The 15,243-nt window shown below is 69.6% G+C and carries 13 protein-coding genes; 5 read left to right on the forward strand and 8 right to left on the reverse strand.

Translation table 11 applies throughout. The annotated features are described in order from the left end of the window. Nucleotides 1-325: 325 nt before the first annotated feature. From MNOD_RS10200 to MNOD_RS10220, 5 genes are all read left to right on the forward strand, one after another. On the forward strand, nt 326-772 hold the full coding sequence (locus MNOD_RS10200; protein ID WP_015928787.1) for a CBS domain-containing protein: 447 nt from the start codon (nt 326-328) through the stop codon (nt 770-772). Nucleotides 773-922: 150 nt separating this feature from the next. Continuing rightward, nucleotides 923-2,497, forward strand: a complete 1,575-nt coding sequence (locus tag MNOD_RS10205) for a PAS domain-containing sensor histidine kinase (RefSeq protein ID WP_015928788.1) — start codon at nt 923-925, stop codon at nt 2,495-2,497. Beyond that, entirely contained in the window at nt 2,487-3,104 is a 618-nt protein-coding gene (gene fixJ / locus MNOD_RS10210; protein ID WP_015928789.1) for a response regulator FixJ, read from the forward strand. Before MNOD_RS10205 ends, fixJ begins: the two co-directional genes overlap by 11 nt. Before the next feature lie 104 nt (nt 3,105-3,208). Beyond that, nucleotides 3,209-3,586 (forward strand): response regulator, encoded by a 378-nt coding sequence (locus MNOD_RS10215; RefSeq protein WP_015928790.1) that lies wholly within the window; start codon nt 3,209-3,211, stop codon nt 3,584-3,586. Between the two features lie 59 nt (nt 3,587-3,645). Beyond that, entirely contained in the window at nt 3,646-4,905 is a 1,260-nt protein-coding gene (locus MNOD_RS10220) for a molybdopterin molybdotransferase MoeA (RefSeq protein WP_015928791.1), read from the forward strand. 250 nt (nt 4,906-5,155) lie between these two features. Here the strand turns inward: MNOD_RS10220 and mog are convergent, their stop codons facing one another. The 8 genes from mog to MNOD_RS10260 all read right to left on the reverse strand — a co-directional run bounded on the left by mog (nt 5,156) and on the right by MNOD_RS10260 (nt 15,086). Then, nucleotides 5,156-5,683: a molybdopterin adenylyltransferase gene (gene mog / locus MNOD_RS10225; protein WP_015928793.1), complete on the reverse strand. Its 528-nt coding sequence runs from the start codon at nt 5,681-5,683 to the stop codon at nt 5,156-5,158. Nucleotides 5,684-5,685: 2 nt separating this feature from the next. Then, entirely contained in the window at nt 5,686-6,708 is a 1,023-nt protein-coding gene (moaA, locus tag MNOD_RS10230; RefSeq protein ID WP_015928794.1) for a GTP 3',8-cyclase MoaA, read from the reverse strand. Nucleotides 6,709-6,911: 203 nt separating this feature from the next. Then, nucleotides 6,912-7,220, reverse strand: coding sequence for a hypothetical protein (locus MNOD_RS10235; RefSeq protein WP_015928795.1), 309 nt, complete (start codon nt 7,218-7,220; stop codon nt 6,912-6,914). 11 nt (nt 7,221-7,231) lie between these two features. Continuing rightward, complete coding sequence (locus tag MNOD_RS10240) at nt 7,232-8,065, reverse strand: peptidylprolyl isomerase (protein WP_015928796.1); 834 nt, start codon at nt 8,063-8,065, stop codon at nt 7,232-7,234. 54 nt (nt 8,066-8,119) lie between these two features. Continuing rightward, nucleotides 8,120-8,884 (reverse strand): respiratory nitrate reductase subunit gamma, encoded by a 765-nt coding sequence (gene narI, locus MNOD_RS10245; RefSeq protein ID WP_015928797.1) that lies wholly within the window; start codon nt 8,882-8,884, stop codon nt 8,120-8,122. An 11-nt stretch (nt 8,885-8,895) separates the two neighbouring features. Further along, entirely contained in the window at nt 8,896-9,642 is a 747-nt protein-coding gene (gene narJ / locus MNOD_RS10250) for a nitrate reductase molybdenum cofactor assembly chaperone (protein WP_015928798.1), read from the reverse strand. An 18-nt stretch (nt 9,643-9,660) separates the two neighbouring features. Beyond that, nucleotides 9,661-11,190 carry a nitrate reductase subunit beta gene (narH, locus tag MNOD_RS10255; protein WP_015928799.1) on the reverse strand — a complete coding sequence of 510 codons (1,530 nt, stop codon included), beginning with the start codon at nt 11,188-11,190 and terminating at the stop codon, nt 9,661-9,663. 143 nt (nt 11,191-11,333) lie between these two features. Continuing rightward, nucleotides 11,334-15,086 carry a nitrate reductase subunit alpha gene (locus MNOD_RS10260; protein ID WP_015928800.1) on the reverse strand — a complete coding sequence of 1,251 codons (3,753 nt, stop codon included), beginning with the start codon at nt 15,084-15,086 and terminating at the stop codon, nt 11,334-11,336. Between the last annotated feature and the right edge of the window lie 157 nt (nt 15,087-15,243).

A 15,243-nucleotide genomic window follows, 5' to 3' on the forward strand; every position in this document is an offset into this window, starting at 1 on the left:
AGCGGCTCAGCCTTTCAGCAGCGGTGCTGACGAACGGGCGCTTCGCGACTTCGTCTGCTGGTTCCCGGATCTCCTTCCGCTGTCGCTCCAATCGTCCGGGAAAGAAAAGATAAGCGAACGAAGCGTTGGCCTGCCAACGCAAGTCTGCTTAGGCCCAGCCCTGTCGGGCCTTGATCTGGATCAAGGCCCGACAGGGCCGGCGATCGGTACGAGAAGACTGCCGATGCCCGGGCCCCGTGCCGGAGGGCCATGCGGGCCGGTCCCCGCAGGGCGAAAAGCCTCCGCGGCCCATCGGCAAGCCGCCCAGTCCCGTCGGAGCCCTCTCATGCCCGATCGCAGCGTCACCGAGTTCCTCGCCGGACGTCCCTTGCGCAGCGTGACCGGGAATTTCACGGTCGCGCGGGTCTGCCTGCGCCTGCGGGAATACGGCGTGGGAGCCCTCGTCGTCCTGGAAGAGCGGCGGCTCGTCGGCATCATCAGCGAGCGGGACGTCGCGACGCGTGTTATCGCCGGCCATCGCGACCCCATGCTCACGCTCGTGCGTGAGGTGATGACCCGCGACCCGGAGACCATCGCGGCGGAGGCGAGCTTGGCGGAGGCATACCGGCGCATGCTGACCGGGGGCTTCAGGCACCTGCCCGTGATGCGGGGCCAGGAGGTCATCGGAATGATCTCGCTTTGCGATATCCCGGTGAGGGGCGACATTTCGATGAGGGGCGACATGGCGCCGCTCTCGCACGAGGCCCTCGACCCGGTCCTGGCGCTCGGATGAGGTGAGGGGCGGGGAGCTTCCCCTCCGACGGGCTCGCCAGGGGGCCGCAGCCGAAGCGCTGCCCGACGCTCCTCTCCCCGCCCGCATCCTCCGGACCGGCCTGCCGCGCGAGCCTCCCGGGCGGCTTGGAGGACGAGGCGCGCTCGATCTATGCTGCTCGGGGAAGTCCCCGGGCTGGAGGAGTGCTTGGATCACCCAACCGCCGCGGCCGAAGCAGGCCGGCTTGCCGGCGCCGCCGAGCGTCAGTTCGATACCGTGACGGAGGTCGCGGTCGTCACGCTCGACCGGGACGGGCGGGTGACGGGCTGGTATCCCGGCCCCGAGCACGTCAGCGGATGGCACGAGGGTGCGCTCGTCGGGCGGCACCTGTCGGTGTTCTTCCCCGAGGAGGACGTGGCCGCGGGCAAGCCGGAACGGGTCCTCGCCATCGCGCGGGAGACCGGCCGCTACGAGGAGCAGGGCGTGCGTCTGGGCGCCCGGGGCCAGCCCTACCTCGGCAAGGTCCTGGTCATGCCGTTGCGAGATGCGTCGGGCGAGGTCCTGGGCTTCACCAAGGTGATCTGGAGCGTGACGGAGAGGGTTGCTGCCGAGGAGGCACTGCGCACCCGCGAGGCGCATCTGCGCTCCATCCTGGAGACCATCCCCGATGCGATGATCGTCATCGACGAGCAGGCCCGCATCCAGTCCTTCAGCGCCACGGCGGTGCGCCAGTTCGGCTACGAGCCGGACGAGGTCATCGGCCGGAACGTGAGCCTGCTGATGCCGGAGCCCTACCGGAGCCAGCACGACGGCTACATGGCCCGCTACCTCGCCACCGGGGAGCGGCGCATCATCGGCATCGGGCGCGTCGTGGTGGGGCAGCGAAAGGACGGCTCGACCTTCCCGATGGAACTCGCCGTCGGCGAGATGCGCTCGGGCGGCGTGCGCTACTTCACCGGCTTCATCCGCGACCTCACCGAGCGCCAGCGCACCGAGACCCGCCTGCAGGAGCTGCAATCCGAGCTTGTCCACATGTCCCGCTTCACGGCGCTCGGCGAGATGGCCTCGACGCTGGCTCACGAGATCAACCAGCCCCTGACGGCCATCGCCAGCTACCTCAAGGGCTGCCGGCGCCTGCTGCAGCGGATGCAGGGGCCCGAGGTGCCGCTGCTCGCCGATGCCGTCGGACAGGCCGCCGACCAGGCGCTGCGGGCCGGGCAGGTGATCCGGCATCTGCGCGAGTTCGTCGCCCGGGGCGAGAGCGAGCGCCACATTGAGGGGCTGCCCAAGCTGATCGAGGAGGCGAGCGCGCTCGCCCTGGTGGGCGCCAAGGAGCGGGGGGTGCGCGTCACCTTCGCGTTCGACCCGGACGCGCCGCTCGTGCTCGCGGACCGGATCCAGGTGCAGCAGGTCCTGCTGAACCTGATCCGCAACGCCATCGAGGCGATGCAGGAGACGCCTCGGCGGGAGCTCGTGGTGAGGACGCGGGCTCGCCCGGCCGAGGGCTTGGTCGAGATCGTCGTATCGGATACCGGGACCGGCATCGCGCCCGAGATCGCCTCGCAGCTCTTCCAGCCGTTCGTGACCACGAAGGCGCGCGGGATGGGGGTCGGCCTCTCCATCTGCCGCACCATCGTCGAATCCCACGGGGGGAAGATCTGGGTCGAGTCGAGGCCGGGGCAGGGGGCCGACTTCCGGTTCACGCTGCGCGCGGTCGACAGGAAGGAGCTGGACGATGTCAGGTGAGGCGGTCGTGCACGTGGTCGACGATGACCTGGCGGTCCGGCAGTCCCTCGCCTTCCTGCTCGCCTCGGACGGCCTGCCCGTGCGCCTGCACGAATCAGCCACCGCGTTCCTGGACAGCATGGCCGAGGTGACGGGCTGCATCGTCACCGACATCCGCATGCCCGGCGTGGACGGCATCGAGCTCCTCCGGCGCCTCAAGCAGTGGGACAGCCCGCCTCCCGTCATCGTGATGACCGGCCACGCGGACGTGCCGCTCGCGGTGGAGGCCATGAAGCAGGGCGCCGTCGATTTCATCGAGAAGCCCTTCGACGACGACGCCTTCCTCGCGGCCGTGCGGTCCGCCCTGGATCGCTCGCGGCGCAGCGCGGTGCATGACGAGGTCGTCTCGGCCATCGTTCGGCGCATCGCGTCGCTCTCGCAGCGGGAGCGCCAGGTGATGGACGAGCTCGTCGCCGGCAAGGCCAACAAGGTGATCGGCCGCGATCTCGGCATCAGCCCGCGGACGGTGGAGATCCATCGCGCCAACCTCATGGCGAAGATGCAGGCCGGCAGCCTGTCCGAGCTGGTGCGAATGGCCCTCGCGGCAGAGCGTCACCGCGACGGGTGAGCCCCGCCGGGCCCGGCACTCCTCCGGCGAACCGGTTGAGGCAAATCAAGGCACCCCCGCGGCCCGCGGCCTAGGGTCGGATCAATCGAGGATCCAGGCCCGCCATGCCAGCACCTACGGGACCTGTCCTCGTCGTCGACGACGACGAGGCTGTCCGCCACTCCCTCAAATTCGTCCTGGAGCTCGAAGGGCTCGACGTGCGGCTGTACGAGGACGCCACCCAACTCCTCCGGGAGGCCGGATTGCCGGGAACCGGATGCCTGGTCGTCGACTACCACCTGCCGGGCATGGACGGGGTCGAGCTCGTCAACCGCCTCCGCGACCGTCAGGTCGCCTTGCCCGCCATCCTGATCACCGGCCGGTCGACCGAGGATCTTCGGCGACGGGCCGCCCGCGCAGGCTTCCGGAGGCTCGTCGAGAAGCCGTTCGAGGACGGATCGCTCCTCGACGGAATCCGTGATGCGCTGGCCGCATCCGCGTGAGGCCGAACCTGAAGAGCCCTGCGACCGGGACGTGGCGGCGAGGAGGGAGGGAGCAAGCCATGCAGAGTCTCGCGTTCGGCTGCGACACGGCTCGCGCGGCGGGTGGCCTGCTGCCCATCGGCGAGGCCTGCGCCAGGGCGGCAGCCCAGTGCCGCACCGTGTCCGGCGCCGAGACCGTGCCGCTGGCCTCGTCCTCCGGCCGGGTCCTGGCCGAGGACATCCGCGCCGTCCGTGCCTGCCCTCCGTCCGACCGCTCCGCGATGGACGGCTACGCGCTGGCGGCCGGGCAGGGTGTTGCAGCCGATACGCGCCTGCGGGTGTGCGGACGCATCGCGGCGGGCCACGAGGGTGACGCCGTCGCGCCGGGCTTCGCCGCGCGCATCTTCACGGGGGCGCCGCTTCCGCCCGGCGCCGATACCGTCGTGATGCAGGAGCAGGCGAGGCCCTGGGGCGACGGCATCCTGCTGGCCCGGCCCGTCGCGCCCGGCGATCACGTGCGCCGCCAGGGTGAGGACGTGATGGTCGGGGACCTGCTCGGCGAGGCGGGGATGCGGCTCGACGCTCGTCGCATCGCCCTGCTGGCGGCGCAAGGCATCGGGTCGGTCACGGTGCGCCGGCGGGTCCGCGTCGCCGTCCTGTCGACCGGCGACGAACTGCGCGCGCCGGGTGACGAGACCGGCGACGGGACCGGCACCTTCGACACGAACCGGCCGATGCTGATCGCACTCCTCATGGCGGCGGGCCTGGAGGTCGTCGACGGAGGGCAGGTGCGGGACGATCCGGCGGCACTGGCGGCGGCGCTGGGCGACCTGTCCGGGTCCGCCGACCTCGTGCTGACGACGGGCGGGGCCTCGGTCGGCGAGGAGGACCATGCCGAGCGGTCGCTTGGGCTGGCGGGCGGGACGGGCGAGACGCTCAAGCTCGACCTGAAGCCGGGCAAGCCAGCCGTGGTCGGGCGGATCGGGGAGGCGGCCTATCTCGGCCTGCCCGGCAATCCCGTCTCCGCGCTCGTGTCGTGGTCGCTGCTCGGACGCGCGATGCTGGCGCGGCTGGAAGGGCGGCCGTTCGCGAAGCCGGAGGGTGTTCCGCTGCCGCTCGCGAGCCGGCTCCTGCGCAAGCCGGGCCGGACCGAGTTCATCCCGGCGCGCCTCGTGTCCGGCCCGCATGGTCCCGCACTGGAGCCCCTCGGAAGCACCTCGGCGCGGCTCACGCCGCTCGTCGAGGCGGACGGATTCGCCGAGGTGCCGGCGACCTTCGTCTCAGGCATGCCCGGCCAGCGCGTCGCCTTCCATCCGTTCGGGTGCCTCCTGGTCCCCTGACTGGAAACCGACCTGCGTGGAGGTCGCCCAGCACCTCAGCATGAGGGCCGTTCCGGTCTCCATGATAGTCCTCAGGGACCTCGGAGGGCGGCCTTCTTCGTTCGGCGCCGGCGGAGCCAACCCTGACGGATGAAGCCTCAGGATGCGCCTAGAGCGCTCCCCGCCGAAGTGGATGCCGGTTCGGCGTAAGGGAGCGCGAAAAATCAAAGACTTGGGAGAAGTGGCCGTTTCAACCGAAACGGGCGCGGCTCTAGGCGGGCCGGAAGGCACGCACCACGGCAGGATCGGTCTCGATGCGCGCCGCCCCGATCAGGTCGAGGCAGTAGGGTACGGCCGGCATGATCGCGAGCAGCGAGACGCGGATCGAGGAGGGGCGTCCCGGCAGGTTGACGACCAGCGCCCGGCCCCGGATGCCCGCAACCTGCCGCGACAGGATGGCGGTCGGAACCTGCTCCAGGCTTCTCGCGCGAAGCAGCTCGCCGAAGCCCGGCATCATCCGCTCGCAGGCCGCCTGCGTGCCCTCGGGGGTGAGGTCGCGGGGCGCAGGGCCGGTCCCCCCGGTCGTGAGGACGAGATCACAGCCCTCCCGGTCGACGAGCCCGACGATGGCGTCGCGCACGCTGTCCAGTCCGTCGGGCACGAGCCGCGTCACGGGCTCCCACGGCGAGGTGAGCATCCGGCCGAGCTCGTCCCGGATCGCCGGGCCGCCCTCGTCGGCATAGAGGCCGGCCGCGGCGCGGTCCGACACGGTCAGGATGCCGATGCGGGCGACGCGCATGCCTAGCCCCCGGTGACGCTCATGTGACGCGCGACGGCGGAGCCGCCGCTCCGGCCGATGATGAAATCGTGGCCCCGCGGCTTGTTGGCGATGGCGTCGTCGATGGCCGCCTGCAGCGGCACGTCGGCCTCGGAGCCCCGCAGCGCGGCGCGCAGATCCCGCCCCTGCTCGTGCCCGAGGCAGGTATAGAGTAGGCCGGTGCAGGTCACCCGGACCCGGTTGCACCCCTCGCAGAACGAATGCGTCAGCGGCGCGATGAAGCCCAGCCGTCCGCCGGTCTCGGCGACGCGCACGTAGCGGGCGGGGCCGGCGGAGCGGTAGGCCAGCGGTTCGAGCGTGAACCGGCGCGCCAGGCGCCGTCGCACCACGTCGAGGGGAAGATACTGGTCCGCCCGCTCGGCACCGACATCGCCGAGCGGCATGACCTCGATCAGGGTCAGGTCCATCCCGCGCCCATGCGCGAACCGGATCAGGTCCTCGAACTCGTCCTCGTTGCAATCCCGGAGGGCCACCACGTTGAGCTTCACGGACAGGCCCGCGGCCTGTGCCGCGTCGAGTCCGTCGAGCACCTGGGAGAGGTCGCCGCGGCGGGTGATGGCGCGGTATCGGTCGGGGTCGAGAGTGTCGAGGGAGACGTTGATGCGGCGCACCCCGCAGGCGGCGAGGTCGCGTGCCCGGCTCGCCAGCAGGGTGCCGTTGGTCGTCAGCGTCAGCTCGTCGAGCGCCCCCGTGTCGAGGTGCCGGGAGAGGGAGCCGAGCAAGCGCATCACGTCGCGGCGCACGAGAGGCTCGCCGCCGGTCAGCCTGATCCTGCGCACGCCACGCTCGACGAAGGCCGAGCAGAGCCGGTCGAGTTCCTCCAGGGTCAGAAGGTCCCGCCGGGGCAGGAAGGTCATCCGCTCGGCCATGCAGTAGGTGCAGCGCAGGTCGCAGCGATCCGTGACCGAGACGCGCAGGTAGCTGACGCGGCGGCCGTGGCCGTCGACCAGCGGGGGGCCGCTTCGGGCGAGCGCCGGGCAGGTCACGGGGTCATCTCCTTGCGAAGGGGCGCGTCGCGTTGCGCGATGCGGAGGGCAGGGCGGGCCATCTGGGTTCGGACGGGTCATACCGACGGTCATTGGAAATGACCGTTGGTTCGGTTCTCGAATTTTCGTCAAGCCTTTGGCTTGGCATCGAAAATTCGAGTGGGTCAACGGCCCGATGCGGCAGCATCTAGGGGCCGTTGGTATCAAGGCCCGTGTCCGCAGGCATGGAGCGCCCCGGGCGGCCGGAGCGCGTACTCGACCATCCGGCGCAGGCAGGCGAGCCCGGGCTCCGGCGTCTGCCCCATGATGCCGAGCATGGTGACCCAGTCCTCGTCCGAGGCGGTGTCGGAGAACTGCCGAACCGCGCGCGCCGCGAATTCGCCGGGCGTCAGGCCCTCGTCGGCCGCACTCTCCTGAACCCGGCCGAGCAGCACGAGGTCGTCGAGGCGGACGAGGGTCTCGGTGGCCACGGCCTCGTCGTCGAGATGTGCGATGATGTCGCCGAGCAGCATGGCGCCTCTCCTCAATGGACGTTGAGCGCGCCGGGGGCGGGGATCTCGATGCCCTCGATCCTGGCCTGCGCGAGCAGTCTCGCGACGTATTGCGCCTGGGCCCGGCGCCGGACGGCCTCGGACAGGTACTCGGCGATGCGCTGCCGCACGGCCTCGAACGGCAGGGTGCAGCCGTCGATGCGGCGGCCGAGCCGGATGACGTGGAACCCGTAGCGGGTCTCGACGGGCTCGGACGAGGTCTCGCCGGGCCGCATGCCGAGGAGCGCCGCCTCGAATTCCGGCGTGGTCTGTCCGGTCGTGACCTGGCCGAGGCTCCCGCCGAGCTCGGCCGAGGGGCAGGCCGAATGCACGCGCGCCAGCTCCTCGAACGTATCGGGATCAGCCTTCAGCATGGCGACGACCGTCCGGGCATTGAGCCGCGCCAGCTCGTATCCGGTCGCGTCGTCCTTCCGGGCAGCGAACAGGATGTGGGAGGCCTCGACGAGGTCCGGCGCCCGGAAACGGGCGCGGTTGCGCTCGTAGTAGCGCCGGCACTCCTCCTCGGTCGGCTCGGGCACGACGGCCTCGCGCTCGACGAGCGCCCGCATGCCAGCCTCCTCCTCGGTCTCGCGCCGCCCTTCGGCATCCGTCGCGGGCTCCGCCCGGATGCCGAGGCGCCGCGCCTCCTGGGCCAGCGCCTCGCGCAGCACGAGGGCGAGCGCCGCCGCCCTCCAGGCCGCCACCGGGGTCGGGGCCGGGTGGTTCTGGACCTCGCGCGAGATCACCGCGCGGGAGATGGTCACGCCGTTGACCCGGATCGGCACCTTGGGCGCGGTCGGGACGGTGCGGATGGAGCAGGCGGACATCGTTCGGGCTCCGGACGGATGGCAGGAGGGGGCGGGGCGAAACCCGGAGCGGGCTCACTCGGCGGGCTGCGGTGCCCGGGCGGGACGGATGCCGTAGGGCGCGGGCAGCGTCGCAGCCTGCCGGGCCGGCCGCGGCTTCTTCGTGCGCACGACCTGATAGCCGCTGCGGCCGAGATACCAGATCGGCGCCGACCAGACGTGGACCAGTCGGGTGAACGGGAAGACGAGGAAGATCGTCATGCCGAGCATGAGGTGCAGCTTGAACACTGGATGCACGTCGGCGACGAGGTCGGCGATTCCGGGCTGGAGCGTCAGCACGCCCTGGGCCCAATTCATGAACTTGACCATCTCGTGCCCGTCCATGTGGCCGAGCGAGACCGGGATGGTCGACAGCCCGAGGATCAGCTGGGCGTAGAGCATCAGCAGGATCGCGGTGTCCGCGAAGGACGAGGTCGCCCGGATGCGCGGGTCGGACAGCCGGCGATGGACCAGCAGGGTGAGGCCGACGAAGCAGGCCGCGCCCGCGAGGCCCCCCGCCACGATGGCGAGGCCCTGCTTGAAGCCGTGGCTCACGCCGAGCGCGTCGAACACCGAGATCGGGGTCAGCAGGCCGACCGTGTGGCCGGCGAAGATCGCCAGCACGCCGACATGGAACAGTACGGAGCCGAGCATCAGCTGCTTGCGGCGCAGGAGCTGGCTCGATCCGGTCTTCCAGGTGTACTGCTCGCGGTCGAAGCGCAGGAGCGAGCCGACCAGGAACGTGGTCAGGCACAGATAGGGATACCAGCCGAACAGGACATGGTTGAGGTCGACGGTCATGGCCCTGCTCCTCAGGCGCGGGAGGACATGTGGGTGAAGACGGTGCGGGGCGGGCGGGCGCCGGGCACCTCGACGCCGGGTGCCGGACGGCGGGCCTGGCGGAGCTTGGCGGCGAGGCTCTCGACGCCACAATCCGAACTGGAGCCGAGCCCGAAGCGGACCTCCTCCTCTTCCCAGGCGGCGTCGAGCGCCCGCAGGTCGGCCGGGTCCTCGCCCGCATCGGGCACGACGGCGCCGAGCGCCTCGGCGGTCGGCGCGGATGCCGCGATGGCGACCAGCGCCTCGAACACGGCGCCGTAGGAGGAGTCCCGCTTGCGAAGGCGCTCGCCGATGGCGGCCAGCACATGCGCGGGCTCGGAGAGGAGCTGGCGAGCCTCGGCCTCCGGCCGCAGCGAGCAATATTCCAGGAACAGCGGGACGAAGTCCGGCAGCTCGCCACCATCGATCGCGAAGCCGGCCGCCTCGTAGACCGAGCGCAGGTCGACCATGGCCTGCCCGCGGTCGCGGCTCTCGCCGTGCACGTGCTCGAACAGGTGCAGGGAGAGCGAGCGGGTGCGGTCGAACAGCATCCCGTAGCGCTCCTGCAGGTCGTAGGCGTCCTCGGTGGCGAGGCCGGTGAGGAGCGGCTCCAGCGCGTCGAGTTGCGCTGTGCCGAGGACGCCCTCAACGTGCAGGACGTCGCGGATCGCCGGGATCGCCCGCGCGAGGTCGGGCGACGGATAGGTGAGAAGGGCCGAGAGGGCCTTCAGCGTCTTCATGGCGGTTGTCCGGCGTCCTCAGGCGACTTCCATCGGGGTCTTGGATCGGACCGGTTTGGGGGCGCCGAACAGGTTCGTTTCGGTGAGACCCCCCGAGCAGCCATTGCCGAACGAGAAGCCGCACGAGCCGCGCAGGTCGTAGGCATCCTCGATGCCCATCTCGCGGTGGCTGGTCGGGATCACGAACCGGTCCTCGTAGTTCGCGATGGCCATCACCCGGTACATCTCCTCGACCTGGGCGCCGGTCAGGCCGACCCGGGCCGTGAGGGCCTCGTCCACCACGCCGTCGAAGGTCTTGGCCCGCATGTAGGCCCGCATGGCGAGCATGCGGTCCAGGCCCGTGATCACCGGCGCCTCGTTGCCGCCGGTGAGGAGATTGGCGAGGTAGCGGACCGGGATGCGCAGGCTCTTCACGTCCGGCATCTCGCCGTCGAGGCCGATCTTGCCGGCCGAGGCCGCGGACTGGATCGGCGAGAGCGGCGGCACGTACCAGACCATCGGCAGCGTCCGGTACTCGGGGTGGAGCGGGAAGGCGATCTTCCACTCCATGGCCATCTTGTAGACGGGCGAGCGGCGCGCCGCCTCCAGCCACGCCTCGGGAATGCCCTCCCGGCGGGCCTCCGCGACGACGCGGGGGTCGGAGGGGTCGAGGAAGACCTTGAGCTGCGCCTCGTAGAGGTCGCGCTCGTCATAAGCCGAGGCGGCCTCCTCGATCCGGTCCGCGTCGTAGAGCACCACGCCGAGGTAGCGGATGCGGCCGACGCAGGTTTCCGAGCACACGGTCGGCATGCCGGCCTCCAGGCGCGGATAGCAGAGCGTGCATTTTTCGGATTTTCCCGACGACCAATTGTAATAAATCTTCTTGTAGGGGCAGCCGGACACGCACATGCGCCAGCCGCGGCACTTGTCCTGGTCGATCAGGACGACGCCGTCCTCCTCGCGCTTGTAGATCGCGCCGGACGGGCAGGAGGCGACGCAGGCCGGGTTGAGGCAGTGCTCGCACAACCGCGGCAGGTACATCATGAAGGTATTTTCGAACTGGCCGTAGATCTCCTCCTCGACCCCTTCGAAGTTTTTGTCCTGCCGGCGCTTGGCGAACTCGCCGCCCAGGATTTCCTCCCAGTTCGGACCCCACTCGATTTTTTCCATGCGCTCGCCGCTGATCTTCGAACGCGGCCGCGCTGTCGGGAAAGCCTGCATCTCGGGCGCCTTCTGCAGGTGCGCGTAGTCGAAATCGAACGGCTCGTAATAGTCGTCGATCTCCGGCAGGTCCGGATTGGCGAAGATATTGGCGAGGATGCGCCACTTCGAGCCGATGCGCGGCTCGATCTTGCCGTCGCGGCGGCGGCGCCAGCCGCCGTTCCAGCGGTCCTGGTTCTCCCAGTCCTTGGGGTAGCCGATGCCGGGCTTGGTCTCGACGTTGTTGAACCAAGCGTACTCGACGCCCTCGCGATTGGTCCAGACGTTCTTGCAGGTGACGGAGCAGGTATGGCAGCCGATGCACTTGTCGAGGTTGAGAACCATCGCGATCTGCGCGCGGACTTTCATGGCAGGGTCCTCTGGGCACCGCAGGCGGCGCCGCTCGTCTTGGTCGAGATACCCGCGGGAAGAGCCGCGGGACATTCGGGGCGGTCTCTAAGGGGCATCCCGGAGGTGCGCGGAGGACCTCCGGAGCCTTGGGGTTGGGGCCGCTACTCGGCGGCCTGGAGCGCGGGACCGCCCGGGCCGGCCTCGCCGGGGCGGTCGAGCCAGTCGACCTTGGCCATCTTGCGCACCACCACGAACTCGTCGCGGTTGGCACCCACCGTGCCGTAGTAGTTGAAACCGTAGGAGAGCTGCGCGTAGCCGCCGATCATGTGGGTCGGCTTCAGCACCGCCCGGGTCACCGAGTTATGGATGCCGCCGCGCTGGCCGGTGATGCCGGAGCCGGGCGTGTTCACGATCTTCTCCTGCGCATGGTACATCATGCACATGCCGTCCTTGACGCGCTGGGAGACAACAGCCCGCGCCGAGATCGCGCCGTTGACGTTGTAGACGTCGATCCAGTCGTTGTCGGCGATGCCGGCCTTGCGCGCGTCGTTCTCGCTGATCCAGATCACGGGCCCGCCGCGGTTCAGGGTCAGCATCAGCAGGTTGTCCGAATAGGTGGAGTGGATGCCCCACTTCTGGTGCGGCGTGATGAAGTTCAGCACCAGCTCGGGGTTGCCGTTGTCGACGCGGCCCTGGATCGGCTTGATGGTCTTGAGGTCGACCGGAGGACGGTAGACGCAGAAGCCCTCGCCGAAGGCGCGCATCCAGAGGTGATCCTGGTAGAGCTGCTGGCGCCCGGTCAGCGTCCGCCACGGGATCAGCTCGTGGACGTTCGTGTAGCAGGCGTTGTAGCAGACCTTCTCGGATTCGAGCCCCGACCAGATCGGCGAGGAGATGATCTTGCGCGGCTGGGAAACGACGTCGCGGAAGCGGATCTTCTCGTCCTCCTTCGGCAGGGCGAGATGGGCATGCTCGCGCCCCGTGGCCTTGCCGAGGCTCTCCCAGGCCTTGACCGCGACCTCGCCGTTGGTCTCCGGCGCCAGCATGAGGAGCACCTCGCAGGCGTCGATGGCGCTGTCGATGCGCGGCAGGCCCTTGGTCGGCCCGTCCTCGGTCACGACCCCGTTGAGCCCCTTCAGGAGCGCGACCTCGTGCTCGGTGTTCCAGGCCATGCCCTTGCCGCCGTTGCCGATCGTGGTCATCAGCGGGCCGAGCGAGGTGAAGCGCTTGAACAGGTTCGGGTAGTCGCGCTCGACCACCGTCACCGCCGGCATGGTCCTGCCGGGGATGGGATCGACCTCGCCGCGCTTCCAGTCCTTCACGTCGTAGGGCTGGGCGATCTCGCCCGGGGTGTCGTGCAGGATCGGCGTCAGCACGACGTCCTTCTCGACCCTGAGTACCTCGGGGGCGACCCGGGAGAAGGCTTCGGCGATGCCCTTGTAGATGTCCCAGTCGGAGCGCGCCTCCCAGACCGGATCCACCGCCGCCGAGAGCGGGTGGATGAAGGGGTGCATGTCGGAGGTGTTGAGGTCGTCCTTCTCGTACCAGGTCGCGGTCGGCAGGACGATGTCGGAATAGACGCAGGTCGTCGACATGCGGAAGTCGAGGGTGACCAGGAGGTCGAGCTTTCCTTCCGGGGCCTCGTCGCGCCAGACGACCTCGTCGGGCTTGCGGCGGCCCTCCTCGCCGAGGTCCTTGCCCAGCACGCCGTTCGTGGTGCCGAGCAGGTGCTTGAGGAAGTATTCGTGCCCCTTGCCCGATGAGCCGAGCAGGTTCGAGCGCCAGACGAACAGGTTGCGCGGCCAGTTCTTCGGGTTGTCCGGGTCCTCGCAGGACATCTTGAGCTCGCCGGACTTGAGCGCCTTGGCGACGTAGTCCTTCGGCTCCAGCCCCGCCGCGGCGGCCTTGGCGGCGATGCCGAGAGGGTTCTGCTCCAGCTGCGGCGCGGAGGGCAGCCAGCCCATCCGCTCGGCGCGGACGTTGTAGTCGATGATGGCGCCGTCCCAGGGCCCCGCCGGTGCGGTCGGCGAAAGGATCTCCTTCACGTCGAGCGTCTCGTAGCGCCACTGGTCGGTATGCGCGTAGAAGGCCGAGGTGGAGTTCTGCTGGCGCGACGGACGCCCCCAGTCGAGGGCGAAGGCGAGCGGCGCCCAGCCGGTCTGCGGGCGCAGCTTCTCCTGGCCGACATAATGCGACCAACCGCCGCCGGACTGCCCCACGCAGCCGCACATGACCAGCATGTTGATCGCGCTGCGGTAGTTCATGTCCATGTGGTACCAATGGTTCATCGCAGCACCGATGATGATCATCGACCGGCCATTGGTTTTTTCTGCGTTCTTGGCGAATTCGCGCGCCACCGTGATGATCTGGTCGCGCGGCACGCCGGTGATTTTTTCGGCCCAGGCCGGCGTGTAGGGCTCGTCCGTGTCGTAGGAGGCGGCGACGTTGCCGCCGCCGAAGCCGCGGTCGATGCCGTAATTGGCCAGGAACAGGTCGTAGACCGTCGCGACGAGCGTCTCGCCCTCGGTGGTGGCGAGCCGCCGCACCGGCACGCGCCGCTCGATCACGCTGTCATGGTCGCTGCCCGCGAAATGCTCGTGCGCGATATTGCCGAAATACGGGAAGGCGACCTCCTCGAAGCCATCCTCGGCGCCGGCGAGCGACAGGCGCAGGTCGACATCCTTTCCGTCTGAGCGCTTGGCCTCCAGGTTCCACTTGCCGGTCTCGCCCCAGCGGAAGCCGACCGAGCCGAGGGGCGCCACGAGCTCGCCCGAGCCTGCGTCATACGCGAGGGTCTTCCACTCAGGATTATTCGCCTCGCCGAGCGCGCCGTCGAGGTCCGAGGCGCGCAGGAAGCGCTCGGGCACGAGCCTGCCGTCCTGGCGCACGAGGCGCACCAGCATCGGCATGTCGGTGTAGCGCTTGGCGTAGTCGACGAAGTAGGGGACCTGCCGGTCGACGTGGAACTCGCGCAGGATCACGTGGCCCATGGCCATGCCGAGCGCCGCGTCGGTGCCCTGCTTCACCGACACCCACATGTCGGCGAACTTGGAGGCTTCCGAGTAGTCGGGGCAGATCACGACGCTCTTGGCGCCGCGGTAGCGCACTTCGGTGTAGAAATGCGCGTCGGGCGTGCGGGTCTGGGGCACGTTCGAGCCCCAGAGGATCAGGAAGCCGGCATTGTACCAGTCGGCGCTCTCGGGCACGTCGGTCTGCTCGCCCCAGGTCTGGGGCGAGGAGGGCGGCAGGTCGCAGTACCAGTCGTAGAACGACATGCAGACGCCGCCGAGCAGCGACAGGTAGCGCGCGCCGGCCGCGTAGGAGACCATCGACATGGCCGGGATCGGCGAGAAGCCGAAGACGCGGTCGGGCCCGTGGGTCTTCACCGTGTAGGCATTGGCCGCCGCGATGATCTCGTTGACCTCGTCCCAGGTCGCGCGCACGAAGCCGCCATGGCCGCGCTTGGAGGTGTAGGCCTTGCGCCGCTCCGGGTTCTCGACGATGTGCGCCCAGGCGGCGACCGGGGTCATCATCACGCGGGCCTCGCGCCACAGCTTGATCAGGCGCGAGCGGATCAGCGGGTATTTCACCCGGTTGGCCGAGTAGAGGTACCAGGAATAGCTGGCGCCGCGGGCGCAGCCGCGGGGCTCGTGGTTCGGCAATTCGGGCCGGGTGCGCGGGTAGTCGGTCTGCTGGGTCTCCCAGGTGACGATGCCACCCTTGACATAGACCTTCCACGAGCAGGAGCCGGTGCAGTTCACGCCATGCGTCGAGCGCACGATCTTGTCGTGCTGCCAGCGCTTCCGGTAGCCGTCCTCCCAGGAGCGGTCCTCGGCCGTCACGATGCCGTGACCGTCCGAGAAGGTACCGACGTTCTTGCGGAAGAAGGTCAGTCTGTCGAGGAAGTGCGACATTGCGCGGTACCTTTGATTGGACTTCGCCGAAGCGGGGTGGATGGGGCCGTGAGGTGCCGGGCGCATTCCGTGGCGTTCCAGGCCCGTGGTCCGGCCCGCGGGTGTTTTCGAATTCTTCCAGAGAACAGTGCCGGGAGCGGTGAGCGCGAGCCTTGAT

The organism is Methylobacterium nodulans ORS 2060 (genome assembly GCF_000022085.1).
Classification (GTDB): domain Bacteria; phylum Pseudomonadota; class Alphaproteobacteria; order Rhizobiales; family Beijerinckiaceae; genus Methylobacterium; species Methylobacterium nodulans.